This window comes from Streptomyces sp. NPDC055189 (assembly GCF_053606765.1).
Window position 1 is genome coordinate 1 of sequence record NZ_JBSGSG010000021.1, and the last position, 16,387, is coordinate 16,387.

Here is a 16,387-nt window from a genome sequence, read left to right on the forward strand (position 1 = left end):
GTGGGGATGCGCGCGCGCTCGCTCTCCCATGCCGTCCTGCGCAGTGCCAGCGCGTCGTTGAACACGACACGCGCACAGCCCAGCGTCCGGGCGAGCGCGATGCGCTGTCCCGGCGTGGGGTCGAGGCGGAAGTTGTAGCGAAGCTGCACGCCAACAATCTACCGACCGTCACTGACAACGCCGGATTCACCCAGAGGGCAAACCGGCCTCACCCTGCCCCGCTTACGCGGGAGCTTCGATTCCTCCCCCGCCTGAAGGCGGGGGTATCCACGAAGGACCCCCGATGAAGAGGTGACGCACTGAAGAGGCGAGGCAGTGAGGCAGTGAAGTGGTCAGCCTGCTTGTTCGATGCCGCCGGACCGGTCAAGGGCCTCCTTGAGGCTCGCCACGGGGGCGAAGCCGGGGAAGAGGCCGGTCACGCGCAGGATGTGCAGGGTCAGCGGGTCGTCGCAGACCAGCTGCAACTCCCCGCTGTGATCGAGGATGCGTCGCCGGGCCCGGCACAGCAGGCGTAGCCCCGAGCAGTCGAAGAACTCGACATGGCTGAGATCGATGATCACTGCGAGGACGGGATGCGCCGTGTGGGCGTCCAGGGCCGGAGCCATGTCGAGGGCGGCGTTGACGTCGATCTCGCCGTGGAACTCCAGGACCAGGTGACCCTGAGTGCGGTATGTGTGCAGATGCCCGGTGGTGGGCGGGGTGCCGTCGATCATGGTGGCATCCTCGGTGTGGACGAGGCCTGACTGTGCCGAGAGGGAGTGGTCGGGCTCACCGGGGTCTTGGGTGATCGTGCGCGGCGGACCGGAGGACCGCGGCACGGTTGAGTGCCCGGCCGCGGCGGCGGTCCGTACAGCCCTCATCCGCCCTGGTGGGGGCAGGCAAGCGAGGGGGTTCAATAATGGACCCATCGGGCCCTGTTGCACACTCTTCTGATGAACTCGGTTTTATTTCGGTGGAATTGGCGACACGTAAGGATTGGCGCCAAGCGGACTGGACCGTGCGGATGGGGCGCCGTAGCGTCGGTGCCACGCCCTGGACCTCGGCGCCTTTGGTGTACGCGCACCTGCCCCGTGTGAACGACCTGCCCCCGGCGGTGTGCATGGTGTTTCCTCTGTTTCCACGGCGTGGGGAGGCGTCGATGGGACGGACCGTGCGTATGACGAGGCTGCCCCGTATCGCCGCACAGGACCCGGAACCCGACGGGAGTGCCGGGCGTGACGGGCACATGACGGCCCTGGCCCTCGAAGCCGGGCGCGTAGGGGACTCCGTGGAGGTCCTGGCCGAAGTGGCCTTGGCGGTGCTCACGGCATCAGGGGCATCGAGACCCCTGGCTCACCGGATGAGCGATGCGGCCAGCGTCGCGGCCCACTACGTGATCGGGCACAGCAGCGCGGCGCGCATCCGGCTGCTGATCAGCGTGCACGAGGCGCGGATCACGCTGGCGGTGACCGACTACGACGGCAAGAGTCCCGGGCCGCCGGCCTGGCTGCCGGTGTCACGCCACGACACCCTCGAACTGGCGGGACTGTGCCCCGGCGTCGACCCCCTGCAGACCTCCCCGGACGCGGCGGACGGCCTGCAACTGCACCGCACCCCGGACGGTCACATGCGCCTGGCCCTCTGTGCCCTCTGGCAGTCGGCCCCCGCACCCCCGTGATCCCGGGCCTGCCGCAGCGTTCACGGCGCACCTCACCCGGCGAGGTCACCGGCGTACGTAACGGGCGTACGCAAGGGGCGTACGTCACCCGGAGCGGGCGACGTGCCGCGAGGCGGCGGACCTGAGGGTGTCCGGCAGGGGCGAGCTCCCGCTACGAGAGGACACCGTCATGCCGATCCTCGCGGCCCTGCCGCTGGCGGGGCGCGTCGTCCAGCAGCTCGTGCGCGTCACCATCCTCGACATGTCGACGCGTCTTGCGGCGCAGGCGTTCCTGGCGGCGCTGCCGATGCTCATCGCGGTGGCCTCGTTCAGCCCGCTGGCCGTCCGGCAGGAGCTGATGCGCTCGCTGCGCACCATGCTCGGATCGGGCGGGCCCGTGGTGGCGCGGGCCGAGGTGGTCTCCGCTGCCGGGGACACCGCGTTGCACAACTGGGGCGCGGCGAGCGTGCTGGTGGCGCTGGTGTCCGCCACCGCCTTCACCCGCGCCTTGCAGCGCATGTGCGAACGCTCCTGGGACCTGCCCCGCTCCGCCGTGCGGCTCGTGGCCTGGCGCTGGGCGGTGTGGCTTCTCGTATGGATCGCGATGCTGATCGTGCAGGGCACGCTGCACCGGGCGTTCGGCGCGGGCCCCGTTCTGGGGGTTCTCCTGCAGTCCCTTGCCGCCGTCCTGATGTGGTGGTGGACACAGCACCTGCTGCTCGCGGGCCGGGTGCCCTGGCCGCCCCTGCTGCCGGGCGCGATCCTCGCGGGCGTGGGAGGAGCCGCGTTCAGTGCTGCCTCGGGGCTGTGGCTGCCGCGTGCGCTGCGGATGAGCGAGCAGCGCTACGCGGCCCTGGGCTCGGTGTTCACCGTGCTGTCCTGGCTGATCCTGTACTTCACCACCATCGTGTTCGGTATCGCCGTCGGCCGGGTGCTCGCCCGGGAGGAGTTCCTGCGCCACTGGCTCGGCGGGCCGCCGGAGCCTCACTCGGCCGGGGTGCCGGCGCCTCAGTCCGCCGGCGCGCCGGCGGCGCCCGACTCCGTTGCCGCCGCGGTCACCCGGCCCTCCCGCACGGCGGCGGCCAGCGCCCGGTGGTCGCGTTCGTTCTGGTCGGCGTACGACTCCGCGAACCGGGCCAGGGCCCGGTCGAAGGAGTCCGAGCCGCCCAGATAGGCGGCGATGGCGATCCGGTCGCCGGAGCGCGCGTGCGCGCGGGCCAGGGCCGACCCGCACATCCGGCCGAACAGCCGCATCTCGTCGGGGGTCATCAGCTCGACCTGGGGAATGGCCTTCCAGTCCCGCAACTGCCTGACGTAGAAGTCGCGTTCGCTGCCGTCGAGCCCCACCACCCGCTCCCAGCCCAGGAACATGTCGCTGGTCGCCTGCATCAGACGCTGTCCCGCGACGACCCGTTCCCCCTGGTTGAGCAGGCTGCTCGCGCCCGCGAACTCCGCCAGGACCGACGCCGACGCCTCCTTGGCCTGCAACAGGAGCGGGTCGCCGTCGTCACGGCCGAGCAGCAGGACGATCCAGCAGCGGGTGCCCACGCTGCCCACTCCGACGACCTTGCGGGCCATGTCGACGACCCGGTACTGGGCGAGCAGGGCCCGGCGGTCGGCGGGGAGCGTCAGCGCGTACCGGTCGATCAGTTCGCGCAGTTCGTTTTCGAGGAGCTTGCGCTCGACTCCCGGCATGAGATCGTCGAGGGGAGTGATCAGGGGCGGGTCGGGCGTGATGCGCAGCTGGCCGTCGACCGGCCGGGCCAGCTTCTCCGTCGCCTGGAGGTGGTCGCGGGTGCGGGCCTTGCTGAGCGTGCGGGAGACCCTGCGCCGCGCTCGCGTGTTGAGCTTGGTGGACATCCTGGCGTACAGATCCTCCGCGTCGATCCGCGAGTACCACACGTCGAGCGTTCGCATCCCGGCGAACGCGGCCATCGACTCCCGGTAGGCGCGCACCGTCGCGCGCACCACGCGGGCCCGCTCCGGCTTCTTGAAGCCGTTGTCGCGGCCCGCGATGACGAGGCTGACCACGAGACGTTTGACGTCCCACTCCCAGGGCCCGGGGAGCGTCTCGTCGAAGTCGTTGATGTCGAACATCAGGTGCCGCTCCGGCGAGGCGAGCAGCCGGAAGTTCAACATGTGGGCGTCCCCGCACAGTTGGGCCCGCAGACCGCTGGTCGCAGTGGCGGCCAGGTCGGTGGCCATGATGGCGGCCGCGCCCCGGTAGAAGCGGAACGGTGACTCCAGCATGCGGCCGTAGCGGATCGGCACGAGTTCCGGGAGCCTGCTCGCCGACTGCCGCTCGATCACGTCGACCGGGTCGGGACGGTCCGGCGCGGGCGCGAACTCGGCGTGGTCGGATCGCCGGGCACGGGACCGGCCGGCCTTTCCCAGGGCCGCCCGCTCCTGCGGGGTGAGGTGGTGGTGGGTGATCTCGGTCATGGCGCGCTCCCTCCAGGAGCTGAGGACTCTGGGTGCGGAGGGAGCGCTTGGCGTCACCCCGGCGGTGTGAGGTCGCCTCCCAGGGGTGAGGCCGGGCGCGCACCGGGGCCGCACACTGTCGGCATGGAACCGTCGATGCACGGCATGGATCCGTCGATGCGAGGACAGCGATGGCTGGCCCGTGCGTCCCTGGCGTCCGCCGCTGCCGCGGTCCTGGTGCTCGCGGTGTTCGCGGGGTTCAAGACCTTCGCGCTGCTCGGCGTGGGGCTCGCGGGCCTGGCGATCACGGCCGCCGCGGTCTGGTGGATCCTCAGCAGGCGCGGTCTGCCGCGGATCCTGGCGGTGGCGCTCGCGCTCACCGCGCCGATCTGGGTGGTCATGGAGTACACCCGGGCCCGGCTCACCTGGGTGGTACTGGTCTCCGGCGCGCTGTGGATCCTGGCGGCGGGCGCGGGCCGCGCGGCTCTGGCCCGGCACAAGGCCCCGCAGCTGATGCCCGAGCGGCCGGCCGGGAAGTTTCACCGCCCGGTCCTGATCATGAATCCGCGCTCCGGTGGCGGCAAGGTGCACCGCTTCCAGTTGCGCGAGATGGCAACCGCGCTGGGAGCCGAAGTGGTGCTGTTGGAAGGCCCCGGCGAGACCGACGTGTCGGCCCTGGCCCACAAGTGCGCGGCCGGGGGCGCCGATCTGCTGGGCGTCGCGGGCGGCGACGGCACCCAGGCCCTGGTCGCCGAGGTGGCCTCCGCCCTTGACCTGCCCTTCCTGGTCATCCCGGCCGGCACCCGCAACCACTTTGCCCTGGATCTGGGCCTGGACCGCGACGACCCCTCGACGGCCCTGGACGCGTTGCACGACGGGGTGGAGCTGCGGGTGGATCTGGGCCGGGCCGGCGGGCGGCCCTTCGTCAACAACGTGTCGTTCGGGGCGTATGCCGAGGTGGTGCAGAGCCCGGCCTACCGGAACGACAAGACGCGCACCACCCTCAAGCTGCTGCCGGACCTTCTCCTGGGGGAGCACGGGGCCCGTCTGACGGCGCGTGCCGGGGAGCACGAATTCTCCGAACCGCAGGCCCTGCTGGTGAGCAACAACCCCTACGGCACCAACGACATCGCAGGACTTGGCCGCCGGACGCGCCTTGACGGCGGGGTCCTGGGCTGCGTCGGCGTGCGCGTCACGAGTGCCGCACAGGCCGCGGGGCTGCTGCGCGCAGGGCAGTCCGCCGGGCTGAACTGGGCCACGGCCGCCTCCGTGGTAGTCGACGCCGATCAGGCGGAGATCCCGGCCGGCATCGACGGCGAGGCGGTGCACCTGAGCGTGCCCGTGCACTGCGAGGTGCGGCCGAGGGCCCTGCGGGTGATCGTGCCCCGGAAGCGGCCGGGGGCCTACCGGGAGCGGCCGCGCCTGGACTGGCGGCTGATCGGCAGGCTCGGTCTCACCTCCGGGCGCTGAAGGGGCCGGCGGGGCCGGCTAGAGAGGTGCCCCGTAGACCTTGTGGGCCTGCGGGTGGCCGTACATGGTCAGTGACCAGATCACCAGGATGTCGAGTGCGATGAGGATGGCCGACCACACCGGGTGGTACGGGGTGAAGAAGAAGTTCTCGAACGCGCTGAGCGCCGCCACGATGATGCCTACGACACGGGCCCAGGTACGGCCGCTGAAGATGTTGAACGCCGCCGCGGCGATGACGACGCCGGAGAGCATCTGGATCCAGCCGCGGACGTTGGGGTCGAAGTCGAAGGGGTAGTCGTTCTGCGATTGGTAGTAGTTGTCGCCGAGGATCGTGGAGAGTCCCGCGATCGCGTGGAACACGCCGATGATGCCAAGGACGCACACGGCGAAGACGACTCCGCCCAGGGCGACCGGGCTGATGCGCGGTGGTGGTTCGGGTGCACCGGAGCCTGCCTGGCCCCGGGAGATCTGCTCTGCCATGTCGGCCTCCTCATCGGTGGATCCGGAGCATTCCCCCGGCGCGGTCCCGTCGGTTCACCCGCAACGGATGAGCCCGCGAGCCCGGGTGGGAGCACCGTCACCCGCGCAAGGTGATGCCGTCGTCCACGCCGCCGCGAGAATGACGGCCGATGGCCAGGCCGTCGTACAGGAGGTGTCGCCATGGGCGGGGCACAGGACGACCCGGGGCCCGGACCGGCCGGCACGCCATCCGGCGGCGCCGACTTCGAGATCCGCGTCCGGGGCCGGATCGGCGAGGCCTTCCGGTCGGCGTTCGGAGAGATGACGGTCGTGCTGCGCCCCGCCGAGACGGTCCTCGTGGGCGCCGGTCTCGACCAGGCCGCGCTGTACGGGATCCTCGACCGCATCCAGGCGCTGGGCCTTGAACTCCTCGAGGTGCGCAGGCTGCCCGGCGCCGGGGCCGGCGCGGGCTCCTAGACCGGCCCGGCGGAAAAGGGCCGACCGCCCTCTTCCGCAGCGGTGCCCGCCGCCTCACGGTGTAGGGGTAATGCCCTGCACAAGGGGAGGTGAGGGGCATGTCCGTGGCGCTGTGCGCGGAGCCGCGAAGCGGCTCGAGGGGAGTGGCGGGCGAAGTCTCCGTCCTGCACGGGCGGTTGCATCTGCTCAGCCAGGAGGCGCAGGCGGCCGACAGGACGGTGACGACCTGTCTGGTGTGGGTCGCAGGCACCCTGGTGCGGATCGCGGGGGGTGTGGCCGATGTACGCAGTGCGGGCGCGCTGGTGGGGGAGGCCGCCGCGGTGCTGGCCTTCGTACCGGAGCGGCCGGAGCGGCCCGTACCGCCGCCGCTCGTCGAGCCGTTGACACAGTGTCAGCTCGCGGTGCTGTGCCGGCTGCAGCAGGAGGTGCCGCTGCGGCAGATCGCCGACGGCTTGTACGTGTCGGTGAACACGGTCAAGAGTCACGTCCGCGAGGTGTACCGGAAGCTGGGCGTGTCCTCGCGGGCGGAGGCGGTACAGCGCGGCCGTGCGCTGGGACTCTGCTAGAGCGGCGCCGGGAGCGCACCGTCACCCATCCGGTTTTCCGCTAGAAGATCTGCAGTTCGCGGGCTCGCCGGACCGCGGCCGAGCGCCGGGTCACGGCGAGCTTGCGGTAGACGCTCTTGAGATGTGTCTTCACGGTGTTCACCGAGAGGTACAGCTCCTCGGCGATCTCCTCGGTGGTCATCATCTGCGCCAGGCGGTCCAGGACGTCGCGCTCCCGCGCGCTGAGCCGCTCGGTGGGGGCCGGCTGCGCGGGGACGAGGGTGAGTGCGGGCCCGGCCGCGTGCTGCGGCAGCGCGGTGACGGCGATCCGGTGACGGGCGGAGTCGAGCAGGGAGACGCACCCCGGGGTCAGTGCCCGCAGCACGGTACGGGGCAGCCGTGACGTGGCCACCACGTCACCGATCGGTACGGGCGCCGAACCGCCCCGCTCCACCGCCGTGGTCAGCCACGCCACCAGGGTGTCGACCTCGGAGAGGAACGCGTCGGGCAGGACGCCAAGGACGACGCCGGCCCTGGTGAGTTCGTGCCGCGCCCGGCCGGGTTCGCCGCGCGCCAGTTCGACCCAGGCGCGCACGAGGTGCAGCGACGCCTGCGAGCGCTCCGCCACGGTCCAGGCGGGCAGGGGCGGCTGGGTGGCCTGGGCGGAGAGTTCGTCGGCGCCCCGGAAGCGTCCGCGCAGCGCCTCCAGGAGCGCCAGTTCGGCCAGGCAGTCCCGGCGCAGCGCGCCGTTCCCTGCGGCGCCCGCGGCCTTGAGCCCACCGGTGAGCGAGGCCTCCGCGGCCTTGAGATGGCCGGCCCGCAGCTCGCCGCTGCCGCGGATCGCCAGGGTGATCGCAAGGATCTCGGGGTGCTGCGACAGGCCGACCTGCGGCAGCCGTGCGAGGGCCGACTCGGCGTCGGCCGCGGCGGCGCGGGCCTCCTCGGGGGCCCGGGAGCGCAACTGGTCCATGCGGATCACGGCATGGGCCAGGCGGCACCGGACGGCGCGGTCCTCCTGCGCGGTCAGGTCGGCCAGCAACCGCTCGGCCAGGTCGAGATGGCGGCGGCACAGCTGCTCGTCATCGCCCGCCCGGGCGACCGCCGCGGCGAGCAGGGCGGGTTCGGGGTCCTGCCCCGTGAGCTGGTCGGGCAGCTGCCGGGTCAACTCGCCGGGCAGGCGCAGCCTGGTGAGGCCGAGCACCTGGCCGATCGCCAGACGGTCCACGATGAGGCGGCCCGCCTGGTCCCAGTCGCCCGCGGCCAGCAGGTGCCGTACGGCGTCGGCCAGGAGACCGTGGTCGCCGAGCCAGGCCGCCGCGCGGCGGTGCAACGGCGCGACCAGGCCGGGCGTCTCGTGGCGCAGGCACATCCGCAGCACGTCGGCGAACATCTGATGGCAGCGGTACCAGCCCTGACCGATGGGCTGCAGGAAGGAGTTCTCCCGTACGAGAGAGGCGAAGTGGCGTCCCGCGTCCTCGCCGGAGAGCTCCACGGCCAGTTCGGCGTTCATGTGGTCCAGGACGCTCGTGCTGAGGAGCAGGCGGCGCATGCCGTCGGGCTGCAGGTCGAGCACCTCCTCGACGAGGTAGCTGGCGATGGCCTCGTCGTCGCCGGCGAACTGCGCCACGAACCGCTCGGGATCGCTCTGCTTTTCCATGGACATCGCCGCGAGGCGCAGCCCGGCCGCCCAGCCGTCGGTGCGCCGCCGCAGAGCGCTCACCGTCTGCTTGGGCACGTCGATGCCGTGCTGGGCCAGGAGCGCGGTCGTCTCCCGGTCGTCGAAGGCGAGGTCCCCGGTGCGCAGCTCGGTGACCTCACTGGTGAGCCGGCCGCGGTGCAGATGCAGGGGCGGGTCGCGGCGGGCGAGCACCACCAGGCGCAACACGCCCGGCAGATGACGCAGGAGGCTGCTGACGCCTTCCGCGATCGGAGAGCCGGGAGCGGGCTGGAAGTCGTCCAGGACGAGGACCACCGGATCGCCGCGCCGGTGCAGATCGGCGGCGAGCGCCGCCACGAGCAGCGGTTCGGTCTCCTCCGTGAGAGGTTCGGGCAGGTCCACGCCGGCCTCGCGCAGCGTGCCGATCACCCGCGGCCAGAAGACGCCGGACTGCTCGGCGCGGCCGTCGCAGGTGACCCAGGCGAGCGGCCCCGGCAGGCGCCGGGTGTGCGCCCACTCCAGGGCCAGCGCCGTCTTGCCCGCGCCCACCGGGCCCACGATCACGGTCAGGGGCCCGAGGACGCCTCTGGCGAGACGGTCGGTCAGGCGGGGGCGGGGGACGAGCCAGGCGGGCACCGCGGGCGCCGTCGCGGCGGGCGCCCGGTTCTGGCCGGTGTCCCGTACAGGGCCTGAGGGCTCGGCCATGAGCGGCACCTCGCTCTCGGAGCAAAGTGTGGCGGTGGCGGCAAGTATGGGCTCGCCGGGACAGCGGGAGCGCACAGCAAGCGCCATCTCACCCGGGTGAAATTCCGGTGCGAGACGGCGCCTGCGCGACGGCCCGGCCCGGAGCGCCGGACCGCCCTCGCTCACTTCTCCTGAGGGGTCACTTCTCCTGCAGGGCCTTGATCAGCTCCTCCTCCCGGTCCTTGGTGAGCGACGTGCGGATCACGGTGGGGTTGAAGGGACGTACCGCGTCACGTACGCGGTCGGGCGTCGAGCGCCGGACCAGAGCGAAGAGAGCCGCGCGCCCCGGCTCCAGGGTGCTCGCGGTCTCCTTGACGAAGGCGTCGTTGATGCCGATGTCGGAGAGCTTGCCAGCGATGGCACCGGTGGCGGCGCCCACCGCGGCACCGAACACCGGCATCAGGAAGAGCAGTCCGAACAGCGAGCCCCACAGGGCGCCGCCGGCCGCGCCGGTGGCCGTGGTGTTGAACGTCTGGTGCACATGGAGCTTGCCGTCCATGGTCCGCCAGGCGATCGCCGCGTCCTCCAGGTCGAGCAGTTCCTGGCGGGAGAGTTCCTTGGCGAGCCGCAGCACTCCCTCCGCCTTCTCCTTGTCCGAAAATCCGAGTACGACCAGATCGGCCATCAGGCCCTCCTCCGTGGGTTGCGGGTGGTCGGGTCCGGCCGGACTTCCGGCGTGACCGGATCGCCCAGCTTCTGTGCCATCGCCGTCAGTTCGGCGATGACGGGGGCTATTGCCTCTTCGGTGAGGAAGCCCTCGGCGACAGGGACGGCACCGGCGTCGCGAAGAGCCTTGCGCAGATACTTGGCCCAGACGTGTTCCAGCAGGATGAAGGCCGCCGCGGACCCCGGGTCCAGGGAGTCGGCCATCTCCCTGATCTCGTCCAGGGTCAGGCCGAAGGCGTTGCCCTCGGCCAGGCTCGGGTCCGCCGTCTCGGCCGCCCGCAGCTGCTCGCCCGAGATGCCGAGCAGCGCGGCGACCGTCTCGCCCATGCCCTCCGCCTGGAAGTCGAGGGCGAACAGATTCCCGCCGGGCTCCTTGCGCACGAAGAGCATGTCCAGGACGCGGATCTGTCCGTTGGCCTCAAGGATCGACAGTTCCTCGATGATCCGTCCCTCGAATTTGGCGTCGGGTCCGAACTCGACCGTCAGGAGTTGTACCGGTCCGATCCCAGCCATCGTGTCTCCTCTCGGGAAAATGCCGCCGTCACGGCCGTCATCACAGCGTCGGCGGCCGGTGCGGCGCGTCACCCGCCGAAGGTGAGGGAACCGGGCGCGGGCGCGGTGACGGTGGGAGGCGGAGGTGCGACGCCCATGACCCATCAAGAGACACCGGACGGGGACGCCGCCGGGCCCGGTCGTGACAACGCCACCGAGAGCGAACTCGAGCGCCTGCGGGCGGAGGTCGACCAGCTGCGCGACCGCGCGGGGGCCGAGCGGCGACGCCGGGTCCGTCTGCTGTCCGCGCGACGTGTCGTGGCGGCCGTCCTGATCGCTCTGGTCGCCGTCCTGGCGACCACGTCGATCGTGGGGGTGTGGGGAGCGCGGACCACGCTCAACACGGACCGCTGGATCGCCACGGTGGGGCCGCTGCCCGAGGACCCGGACGTGAACGCCGCCGTCTCCACGTATCTGGCACGCGAGATCTTCGACCAGCTGGACGTCGAGCAGCGGCTGTCCGATGCGCTGCCGCCGCGCGCGTCCTTCCTCGCGGCGCCGGTCACCGGGGCCGTCCACGACTATCTGCGGGACTCGATCTCCAAGCTCATCGACAACGAACGGTTCCAGGAGCTGTGGCGCGCGACGAATCGCCGCGCCCACGCACGGATCATCGAAGTGCTCGAGAAACGCAACGAGAACGTGAAGGTGAGCGGCGACACGGTCACCCTGAACCTGCTGCCGATGGTCAACAACGTGCTGCGGAACCTGGAGCAGGAGCTTCCCACCCTCTTCGGCAAGAAGCTCGATCTGCCGGCCCTCTCCTCCGGCGAGCTCCCGCCGGGCCTGCACCAGCGCATCGAGAAGGCGCTCGGGGTGTCACTGCCCGAGAACTTCGCGCAGATCCGGCTCTACAACCGGCACGAACTCGGTCAGCTGCAGGACACCGTGCTGATGGCCAAACGCGCCGTGGTGGGCCTGGTGATCGCCGTACCGGTGCTGCTCGGGCTCGCCCTGTGGATCTCGCCCCACCGGCGGCGCACCCTCCTGCAGCTGGGTCTGTGGCTGGTGGTGACCGTCACGGTCCTCTCCACCGTGCTGCGGGCGGTGCGGGACCAACTGCTCGACCAGGTGCCCTCGGGCGTCTACCGCGAGGGCGCGCGCTCCGCGATGTGGACCGTGTTCGAGACCCTGCGCGAGCGGGGCGACCAGCTCTTGTGGCTGGGCGTGGGCATCGCCGTGCTTGCCTACCTGGTGGGACCGGGACGCCTGCCGAGGGCGCTGCGCGGGTACGCGGCGCAGGGCGCGCGGGCCACCGGCCATCTGCTTGCCAAGGCCGGGGACCGGGTGGAAGGCGCACGGGTGCGGCCGTGGCTGGCGCAGCACGCCGACGTGCTGCGGGTGTCCGGCGTGATCGTGGCGGCCCTGGTCGCCCTGCTGCTCTCGTCGTGGACCGGCCTCTTCGTGGTCGGCGGGCTGCTGGCCGCGTACGAGATCGCGCTCACTCTCGTCATCCGCGCGGAAGGCTCCCCGGAGGGCTCACCCCCGAAAGGTGAGGCGGGTCGGGGGACCCCCGCGAAGACTGGCGCATCCGGTTGACCGAGGCAGGGAGACGCGCATGAAGACGCGGACGCACGCCGGGCGGATCGGACCGAAGGGGGACGGGAGCGCACGCTCGCGCCTGTGGGGCCCCTACCTGAGCGAACGGCAGTGGGGCACGGTCCGCGAGGACTACAGCCCCGGCGGCGACGCCTGGTCCTACTTCCCGCACGATCACGCGCGGTCACGGGCCTACCGGTGGGGCGAGGACGGCCTGGGAGGCATCTGCGACGACAAGCAGCGCCTGTGTCTGGCCCTGGCCCTGTGGAACGGCCGGGACGCGATCCTCAAGGAGCGCGCCTTCGGCCTGACCAACGGTGAGGGCAACCACGGCGAGGACGTCAAGGAGTACTACTTCTACCTCGACAGCACCCCCAGCCACTCGTACCTGAAGTACCTGTACAAGTACCCGCAGGCCGCGTTCCCGTACAACGACCTCGTGTCCGTCAACCGGGAGCGCACCCGCCAGGAGTTCGAGTACGAGCTCATGGACACCGGCGTCTTCGACGACGACCGCTACTTCGACGTCACCGTGGAATACGCCAAGGCCGACCACGACGACATCCTGATGCGCATCACCGTCGACAACCGCGGCCCCGACGAGGCGACCCTGCACGTGCTGCCCACCCTGTGGTTCCGCAACACCTGGTCCTGGGGCGATCACCCCGACCAGGAGCACCGGCCGCGGCTGCGGGCGGCGGACGCGTCCGGCTCGACCGCCACGATCCGCGCCGACCACCCCGAGCTCGGCAGCTACGAACTGCGGTGCGCGGACGGCCCCACGCTGCTGTTCACCGAGAACGAGACCGACCACCAGCGCCTGTTCGGCTCGCCCAACGCGAGCCCCTACGTCAAGAACGCCATCGACCGCTACGTCGTCCAGGGAGAAGACGACGCCGTCAACCCGGCCCGGGAGGGCACCAAGGCGGCCGCCCATCACACGCTCACCGTTCCCGCGGGCGGCTCCCTGACCCTGCGGCTGCGGCTCGGCCCCGCCGACGCGAAGCTCTCCCTGACCAAGGGATTCGACACGGTCTTCAGCGACCGGATCGCCGAAGCGGACGACTTCTACCGCGAACTGACTCCCGAGCGGGCGGGCGAGGACGAGGCCCGCGTCCTGCGCCAGGCCCTGGCCGGCATGCTCTGGTCCAAGCAGTACTACGCCTTCGACCTGGAGAAATGGCTGGGCGAGCACGACCTGACCCCGTGGAGCCCGCCACGGCCGGGACAGCGCAACCACGAGTGGTTCCACATGCTCAGCGACGACATCGTCTCCATGCCGGACAAGTGGGAGTACCCCTGGTTCGCCGCCTGGGACCTGGCCTTCCACGCCGTGGGCCTGGCCGTCGTCGACATCGGCTTCGCGAAGGAGCAGCTCGAACTGCTGCTGCGCGACGTCTACTTGCACCCCAACGGCCAGATCCCGGCCTACGAGTGGAACTTCGGCGACGTCAATCCGCCCGTGCACGCCTGGGCCGCGTATTTCGTCTACACGATGGAGAAGGGGACGACCGGGCAGGGCGACCACGCCTTCCTCGAACGCACCTTCCAGAAGCTGCTCACCAACTTCACCTGGTGGGTCAACCGCAAGGACCCCGGCGGCCGCAACGTCTTCCAGGGCGGCTTCCTGGGCCTGGACAACATCGGCGTCTTCGACCGCAGCGCCCCCCTGCCCACCGGCGGCACCCTGGAACAGGCCGACGGCACCGCCTGGATGGCGCTGTACTGCCAGTCGATGCTGCAGATCGCGATGGAGCTCGCCGAACACAACGAGGCCTACGAGGAACTGGTCCTGAAGTTCGTCGAGCACTATCTGTGGATCGCCGCGTCGATGGACCGGGTCGGGGATCTGCACGACGAGCTGTGGGACGAGGAGGACGGCTTCTTCTACGACGTGCTGCGGATGCCCGACGGGCACGCGGTGCGCCTGAAAGTCCGTTCCATGGTGGGGCTTCTCCCGCTGTGCGCCTCGACCGTCTTCCAGCCCGACGAGCTCAACCGTTTCTCGGGTCTGGCCGACCGGCTGCGGCGGTTCGCCGAGCGCCACCCCTCCCTGTCCGTGACGCTCAGCGCGGCACAGGCCGGTACGGCGGGCGGCCCCCGGCTGCTGTCCGTCCTGGACGAGAAGAAACTGGTGCGCGTGCTGGCCCGCCTCCTGTCGGAGGACGAATTCCTGAGCCCGTACGGGGTCAGGGCGCTGTCGCGGTTCCACGCCGAGCACCCCTACACGTTCTGGGTGCACGGCGAGGAGTACAAGGTCTCCTATCTGCCCGCGGAGTCGGACACCGGCATGTTCGGCGGCAACTCCAACTGGCGCGGCCCGGTCTGGATGCCGATGAACGCCCTGGTCATCCGCGGCCTGCTCAACCTCTACGGCTTCTACGGCGATGACTTCACCGTCGAGTGCCCGACAGGATCGGGCATCCAGAAGAACCTCTACGAGGTCGCCGAGGACATCGCATCGCGCCTCACCCGCATCTTCCTGCAGGGCGAGAACGGACGGCGGCCCGTCTACGGCGGCCAGGCGAAGTTCAAGGACGACCCGCACTGGCGCGATCTGATCAGCTTCTACGAGTACTTCCACGGCGACAACGGCGCCGGCCTCGGGGCTTCGCACCAGACCGGCTGGACCGGCCTGGTCGCCGCCCTGATGCAGATCTTCGGCACGCTGGAACCGGAAGATCTGCGCGCCGGTTCGGCGAGGAGGCAGAAACGATGACCGAGTTGCCCGCGCAGCCCGTCGTGCACGAGGTCAACACCCGCGTCTGGCTGCGGGAGACGGCGCTGCGCACCGGAGGTCCGGCCGGTCTGGCGGACGTGCCCAAGGACGTGTGGGACGAGATCACACCCTCCGGGGTCGACGCCGTGTGGCTGATGGGCGTCTGGGAGCGCAGCCCGCAGGGACGCGCCATCGCCCTGGAGAACCCGGCCCTGCGCGGCGCCTTCGCCCGAGCCGTCCCCGACATCGGCGAGGAGGACATCGCCGGATCGCCGTACTGCATCCGCCGCTACGAGGTCGACGAGGCGCTCGGCGGGGCGGCGGGCCTGGCGGTCGCGCGGGCCGAACTCGACCGCAGGGGCGTGGGGCTGCTGCTCGACTACGTGCCCAACCACGTGGCCCCGGACAGTCCCTGGGTGAGCGAGCACCCCGAGTACTTCGTGCAGGGCGACGAAGAGGACGTCCGGCGTGATCCGGCCGGGTTCCTCGACACCGGGCAGGCCGTGCTCGCGCGGGGCCGCGACCCGTTCTTCCCGCCCTGGCCCGACGTGGTCCAGCTCAACGCCTTCGCCCCGGCCCTGCGGCGGGCGACCGAAGAGGTGCTCGAGGGCATCGGCGGGGTCTGCGACGGGGTGCGCTGCGACATGGCGATGCTGATGATGAACGACGTCTTCGCCCGGACGTGGGGCGAGCGGGCGGGCGAGCGGCCGCAGGAGGACTTCTGGCCCGAGGTGGTGACCGCCGTGCGCCGTCACCACCCGCACATGGTCTTCGCCGCGGAGGCGTACTGGGACCTCGAATGGGCGCTGCAGCAGCAGGGGTTCGACTTCTGCTACGACAAGCGGCTCTACGACCGGGTGCTCAACGAGAGCGCCGAGTCGGTCAGGGGGCACCTGCGGGCCGACGAGCAGTACCAGCGCGGCCTTGTGCGGTTCCTGGAGAACCATGACGAGCCGCGGGCCGCACGGACGCTGCCGGCGGCCAAGGAGCGGGCGGCGGCCACGCTGATCGCCACACTGCCCGGCGCGACCCTGTGGCACGAGGGCCAGTTCACCGGGCGCCGCGTCCACCTGCCGGTCTTCCTGGACCGGCGCCCGGACGAGGTGCCGGATCCCTCCCTGCGCGAGTTTCACGAGCGGCTGCTGTCGGCCGTGCGCCGCAGCGGCATGCGCACGGGGCGGTGGCAGCTCCTGGAGTGCCAGGGCTGGCCCGACAACGACTCCGGCCGTGACCTGATCGTCTCGTGCTGGTCCGGCGAGTCGGGGCGGTTCCTGACCGTGGTGAACCTTTCCGACCATCAGGCGCAGGCACTCATCCGGCTGCCCTGGAGCGAACTGGGCCAGGGGCACGTGGAGTTGGCCAGTCTGCTCGACGTCGAGCGGTACGAGCGTGCGGGCGCGGAGCTGACGGGCAGCGGACTCTATGTCGATCTGCCGCCCTGGGGCACGCATCTGCTGTCGGTCGCCGCGGCCGGCGTACCCCTGCCCGCGCGCTAGCCGCCC

The 16,387-nt window shown here is 71.2% G+C and carries 14 protein-coding genes and 1 pseudogene; 8 read left to right on the forward strand and 7 right to left on the reverse strand.

Annotation, left to right across the window (positions count from 1 at the left end; translation table 11 throughout):
- Both ACWFR3_RS17850 and ACWFR3_RS17855 read right to left on the reverse strand, forming a co-directional pair.
- Positions 1-149 (reverse strand): helix-turn-helix domain-containing protein (locus ACWFR3_RS17850; RefSeq protein WP_453735618.1); only part of this gene is annotated, 149 nt, incomplete at its 3' end.
- A 183-nt stretch (positions 150-332) separates the two neighbouring features.
- Entirely contained in the window at positions 333-713 is a 381-nt protein-coding gene (locus ACWFR3_RS17855) for an STAS domain-containing protein (protein WP_453735520.1), read from the reverse strand.
- 425 nt (positions 714-1,138) lie between these two features.
- Between ACWFR3_RS17855 and ACWFR3_RS17860 the strand changes: the two genes are divergently transcribed.
- Both ACWFR3_RS17860 and ACWFR3_RS17865 read left to right on the forward strand, forming a co-directional pair.
- The gene (locus ACWFR3_RS17860; RefSeq protein ID WP_453735521.1) at positions 1,139-1,657 is read left to right on the forward strand and encodes a hypothetical protein; all 519 of its coding nucleotides are present in this window, start codon (positions 1,139-1,141) and stop codon (positions 1,655-1,657) included.
- 241 nt (positions 1,658-1,898) lie between these two features.
- A pseudogene (locus tag ACWFR3_RS17865) lies at positions 1,899-2,567 on the forward strand (YhjD/YihY/BrkB family envelope integrity protein); the annotation flags it as partial.
- A 77-nt stretch (positions 2,568-2,644) separates the two neighbouring features.
- On the opposite strand, the gene ACWFR3_RS17870 reads toward ACWFR3_RS17865, so the two are convergent.
- On the reverse strand, positions 2,645-4,078 hold the full coding sequence (locus ACWFR3_RS17870; protein WP_453735522.1) for a DUF2252 domain-containing protein: 1,434 nt from the start codon (positions 4,076-4,078) through the stop codon (positions 2,645-2,647).
- 123 nt (positions 4,079-4,201) lie between these two features.
- Here ACWFR3_RS17870 and ACWFR3_RS17875 point away from each other — a divergent pair, with 123 nt between their 5' ends.
- A complete protein-coding gene (locus ACWFR3_RS17875; RefSeq protein ID WP_453735523.1) occupies positions 4,202-5,527 on the forward strand; it encodes a diacylglycerol/lipid kinase family protein in 1,326 nt (441 codons plus the stop codon).
- Between the two features lie 18 nt (positions 5,528-5,545).
- Here ACWFR3_RS17875 and ACWFR3_RS17880 read toward each other — a convergent pair whose 3' ends face one another.
- A complete protein-coding gene (locus ACWFR3_RS17880) occupies positions 5,546-6,007 on the reverse strand; it encodes a DUF7144 family membrane protein (RefSeq protein ID WP_453735524.1) in 462 nt (153 codons plus the stop codon).
- Between the two features lie 180 nt (positions 6,008-6,187).
- Here ACWFR3_RS17880 and ACWFR3_RS17885 point away from each other — a divergent pair, with 180 nt between their 5' ends.
- Positions 6,188-6,463 (forward strand): hypothetical protein, encoded by a 276-nt coding sequence (locus ACWFR3_RS17885; RefSeq protein ID WP_453735525.1) that lies wholly within the window; start codon positions 6,188-6,190, stop codon positions 6,461-6,463.
- 98 nt (positions 6,464-6,561) lie between these two features.
- On the forward strand, positions 6,562-7,029 hold the full coding sequence (locus tag ACWFR3_RS17890; RefSeq protein ID WP_453735526.1) for a LuxR C-terminal-related transcriptional regulator: 468 nt from the start codon (positions 6,562-6,564) through the stop codon (positions 7,027-7,029).
- Between the two features lie 40 nt (positions 7,030-7,069).
- Here ACWFR3_RS17890 and ACWFR3_RS17895 read toward each other — a convergent pair whose 3' ends face one another.
- The 3 genes from ACWFR3_RS17895 to ACWFR3_RS17905 form a co-directional block, all read right to left on the reverse strand.
- Complete coding sequence (locus ACWFR3_RS17895; protein WP_453735527.1) at positions 7,070-9,370, reverse strand: LuxR C-terminal-related transcriptional regulator; 2,301 nt, start codon at positions 9,368-9,370, stop codon at positions 7,070-7,072.
- Positions 9,371-9,548: 178 nt separating this feature from the next.
- On the reverse strand, positions 9,549-10,034 hold the full coding sequence (locus ACWFR3_RS17900) for a DUF1269 domain-containing protein (RefSeq protein ID WP_453735528.1): 486 nt from the start codon (positions 10,032-10,034) through the stop codon (positions 9,549-9,551).
- Positions 10,034-10,588 (reverse strand): DUF1269 domain-containing protein, encoded by a 555-nt coding sequence (locus tag ACWFR3_RS17905; protein ID WP_453735529.1) that lies wholly within the window; start codon positions 10,586-10,588, stop codon positions 10,034-10,036. Before ACWFR3_RS17905 ends, ACWFR3_RS17900 begins: the two co-directional genes overlap by 1 nt.
- A 135-nt stretch (positions 10,589-10,723) precedes the next feature.
- Here ACWFR3_RS17905 and ACWFR3_RS17910 point away from each other — a divergent pair, with 135 nt between their 5' ends.
- From ACWFR3_RS17910 to ACWFR3_RS17920, 3 genes are read left to right on the forward strand one after another with little or no spacing between them, the layout of a single operon-like run.
- Complete coding sequence (locus tag ACWFR3_RS17910) at positions 10,724-12,166, forward strand: hypothetical protein (RefSeq protein WP_453735530.1); 1,443 nt, start codon at positions 10,724-10,726, stop codon at positions 12,164-12,166.
- 19 nt (positions 12,167-12,185) lie between these two features.
- Positions 12,186-14,885, forward strand: a complete 2,700-nt coding sequence (locus ACWFR3_RS17915; protein ID WP_453735531.1) for an MGH1-like glycoside hydrolase domain-containing protein — start codon at positions 12,186-12,188, stop codon at positions 14,883-14,885.
- Positions 14,882-16,381: an alpha-amylase gene (locus ACWFR3_RS17920; RefSeq protein WP_453735532.1), complete on the forward strand. Its 1,500-nt coding sequence runs from the start codon at positions 14,882-14,884 to the stop codon at positions 16,379-16,381. The genes ACWFR3_RS17915 and ACWFR3_RS17920 overlap by 4 nt, the downstream gene beginning before the upstream one ends.
- Positions 16,382-16,387: the final 6 nt, after the last annotated feature.

Coding starts and splice junctions, on each gene's coding strand:
- ACWFR3_RS17855 (WP_453735520.1), bottom strand. CDS start 713: ATGATCGACGGCACCCCGCCCACCACCGGGCATCTGCACACATACCGC.
- ACWFR3_RS17860 (WP_453735521.1), top strand. CDS start 1,139: ATGGGACGGACCGTGCGTATGACGAGGCTGCCCCGTATCGCCGCACAG.
- ACWFR3_RS17870 (WP_453735522.1), bottom strand. CDS start 4,078: ATGACCGAGATCACCCACCACCACCTCACCCCGCAGGAGCGGGCGGCC.
- ACWFR3_RS17875 (WP_453735523.1), top strand. CDS start 4,202: ATGGAACCGTCGATGCACGGCATGGATCCGTCGATGCGAGGACAGCGA.
- ACWFR3_RS17880 (WP_453735524.1), bottom strand. CDS start 6,007: ATGGCAGAGCAGATCTCCCGGGGCCAGGCAGGCTCCGGTGCACCCGAA.
- ACWFR3_RS17885 (WP_453735525.1), top strand. CDS start 6,188: ATGGGCGGGGCACAGGACGACCCGGGGCCCGGACCGGCCGGCACGCCA.
- ACWFR3_RS17890 (WP_453735526.1), top strand. CDS start 6,562: ATGTCCGTGGCGCTGTGCGCGGAGCCGCGAAGCGGCTCGAGGGGAGTG.
- ACWFR3_RS17895 (WP_453735527.1), bottom strand. CDS start 9,370: ATGGCCGAGCCCTCAGGCCCTGTACGGGACACCGGCCAGAACCGGGCG.
- ACWFR3_RS17900 (WP_453735528.1), bottom strand. CDS start 10,034: ATGGCCGATCTGGTCGTACTCGGATTTTCGGACAAGGAGAAGGCGGAG.
- ACWFR3_RS17905 (WP_453735529.1), bottom strand. CDS start 10,588: ATGGCTGGGATCGGACCGGTACAACTCCTGACGGTCGAGTTCGGACCC.
- ACWFR3_RS17910 (WP_453735530.1), top strand. CDS start 10,724: ATGACCCATCAAGAGACACCGGACGGGGACGCCGCCGGGCCCGGTCGT.
- ACWFR3_RS17915 (WP_453735531.1), top strand. CDS start 12,186: ATGAAGACGCGGACGCACGCCGGGCGGATCGGACCGAAGGGGGACGGG.
- ACWFR3_RS17920 (WP_453735532.1), top strand. CDS start 14,882: ATGACCGAGTTGCCCGCGCAGCCCGTCGTGCACGAGGTCAACACCCGC.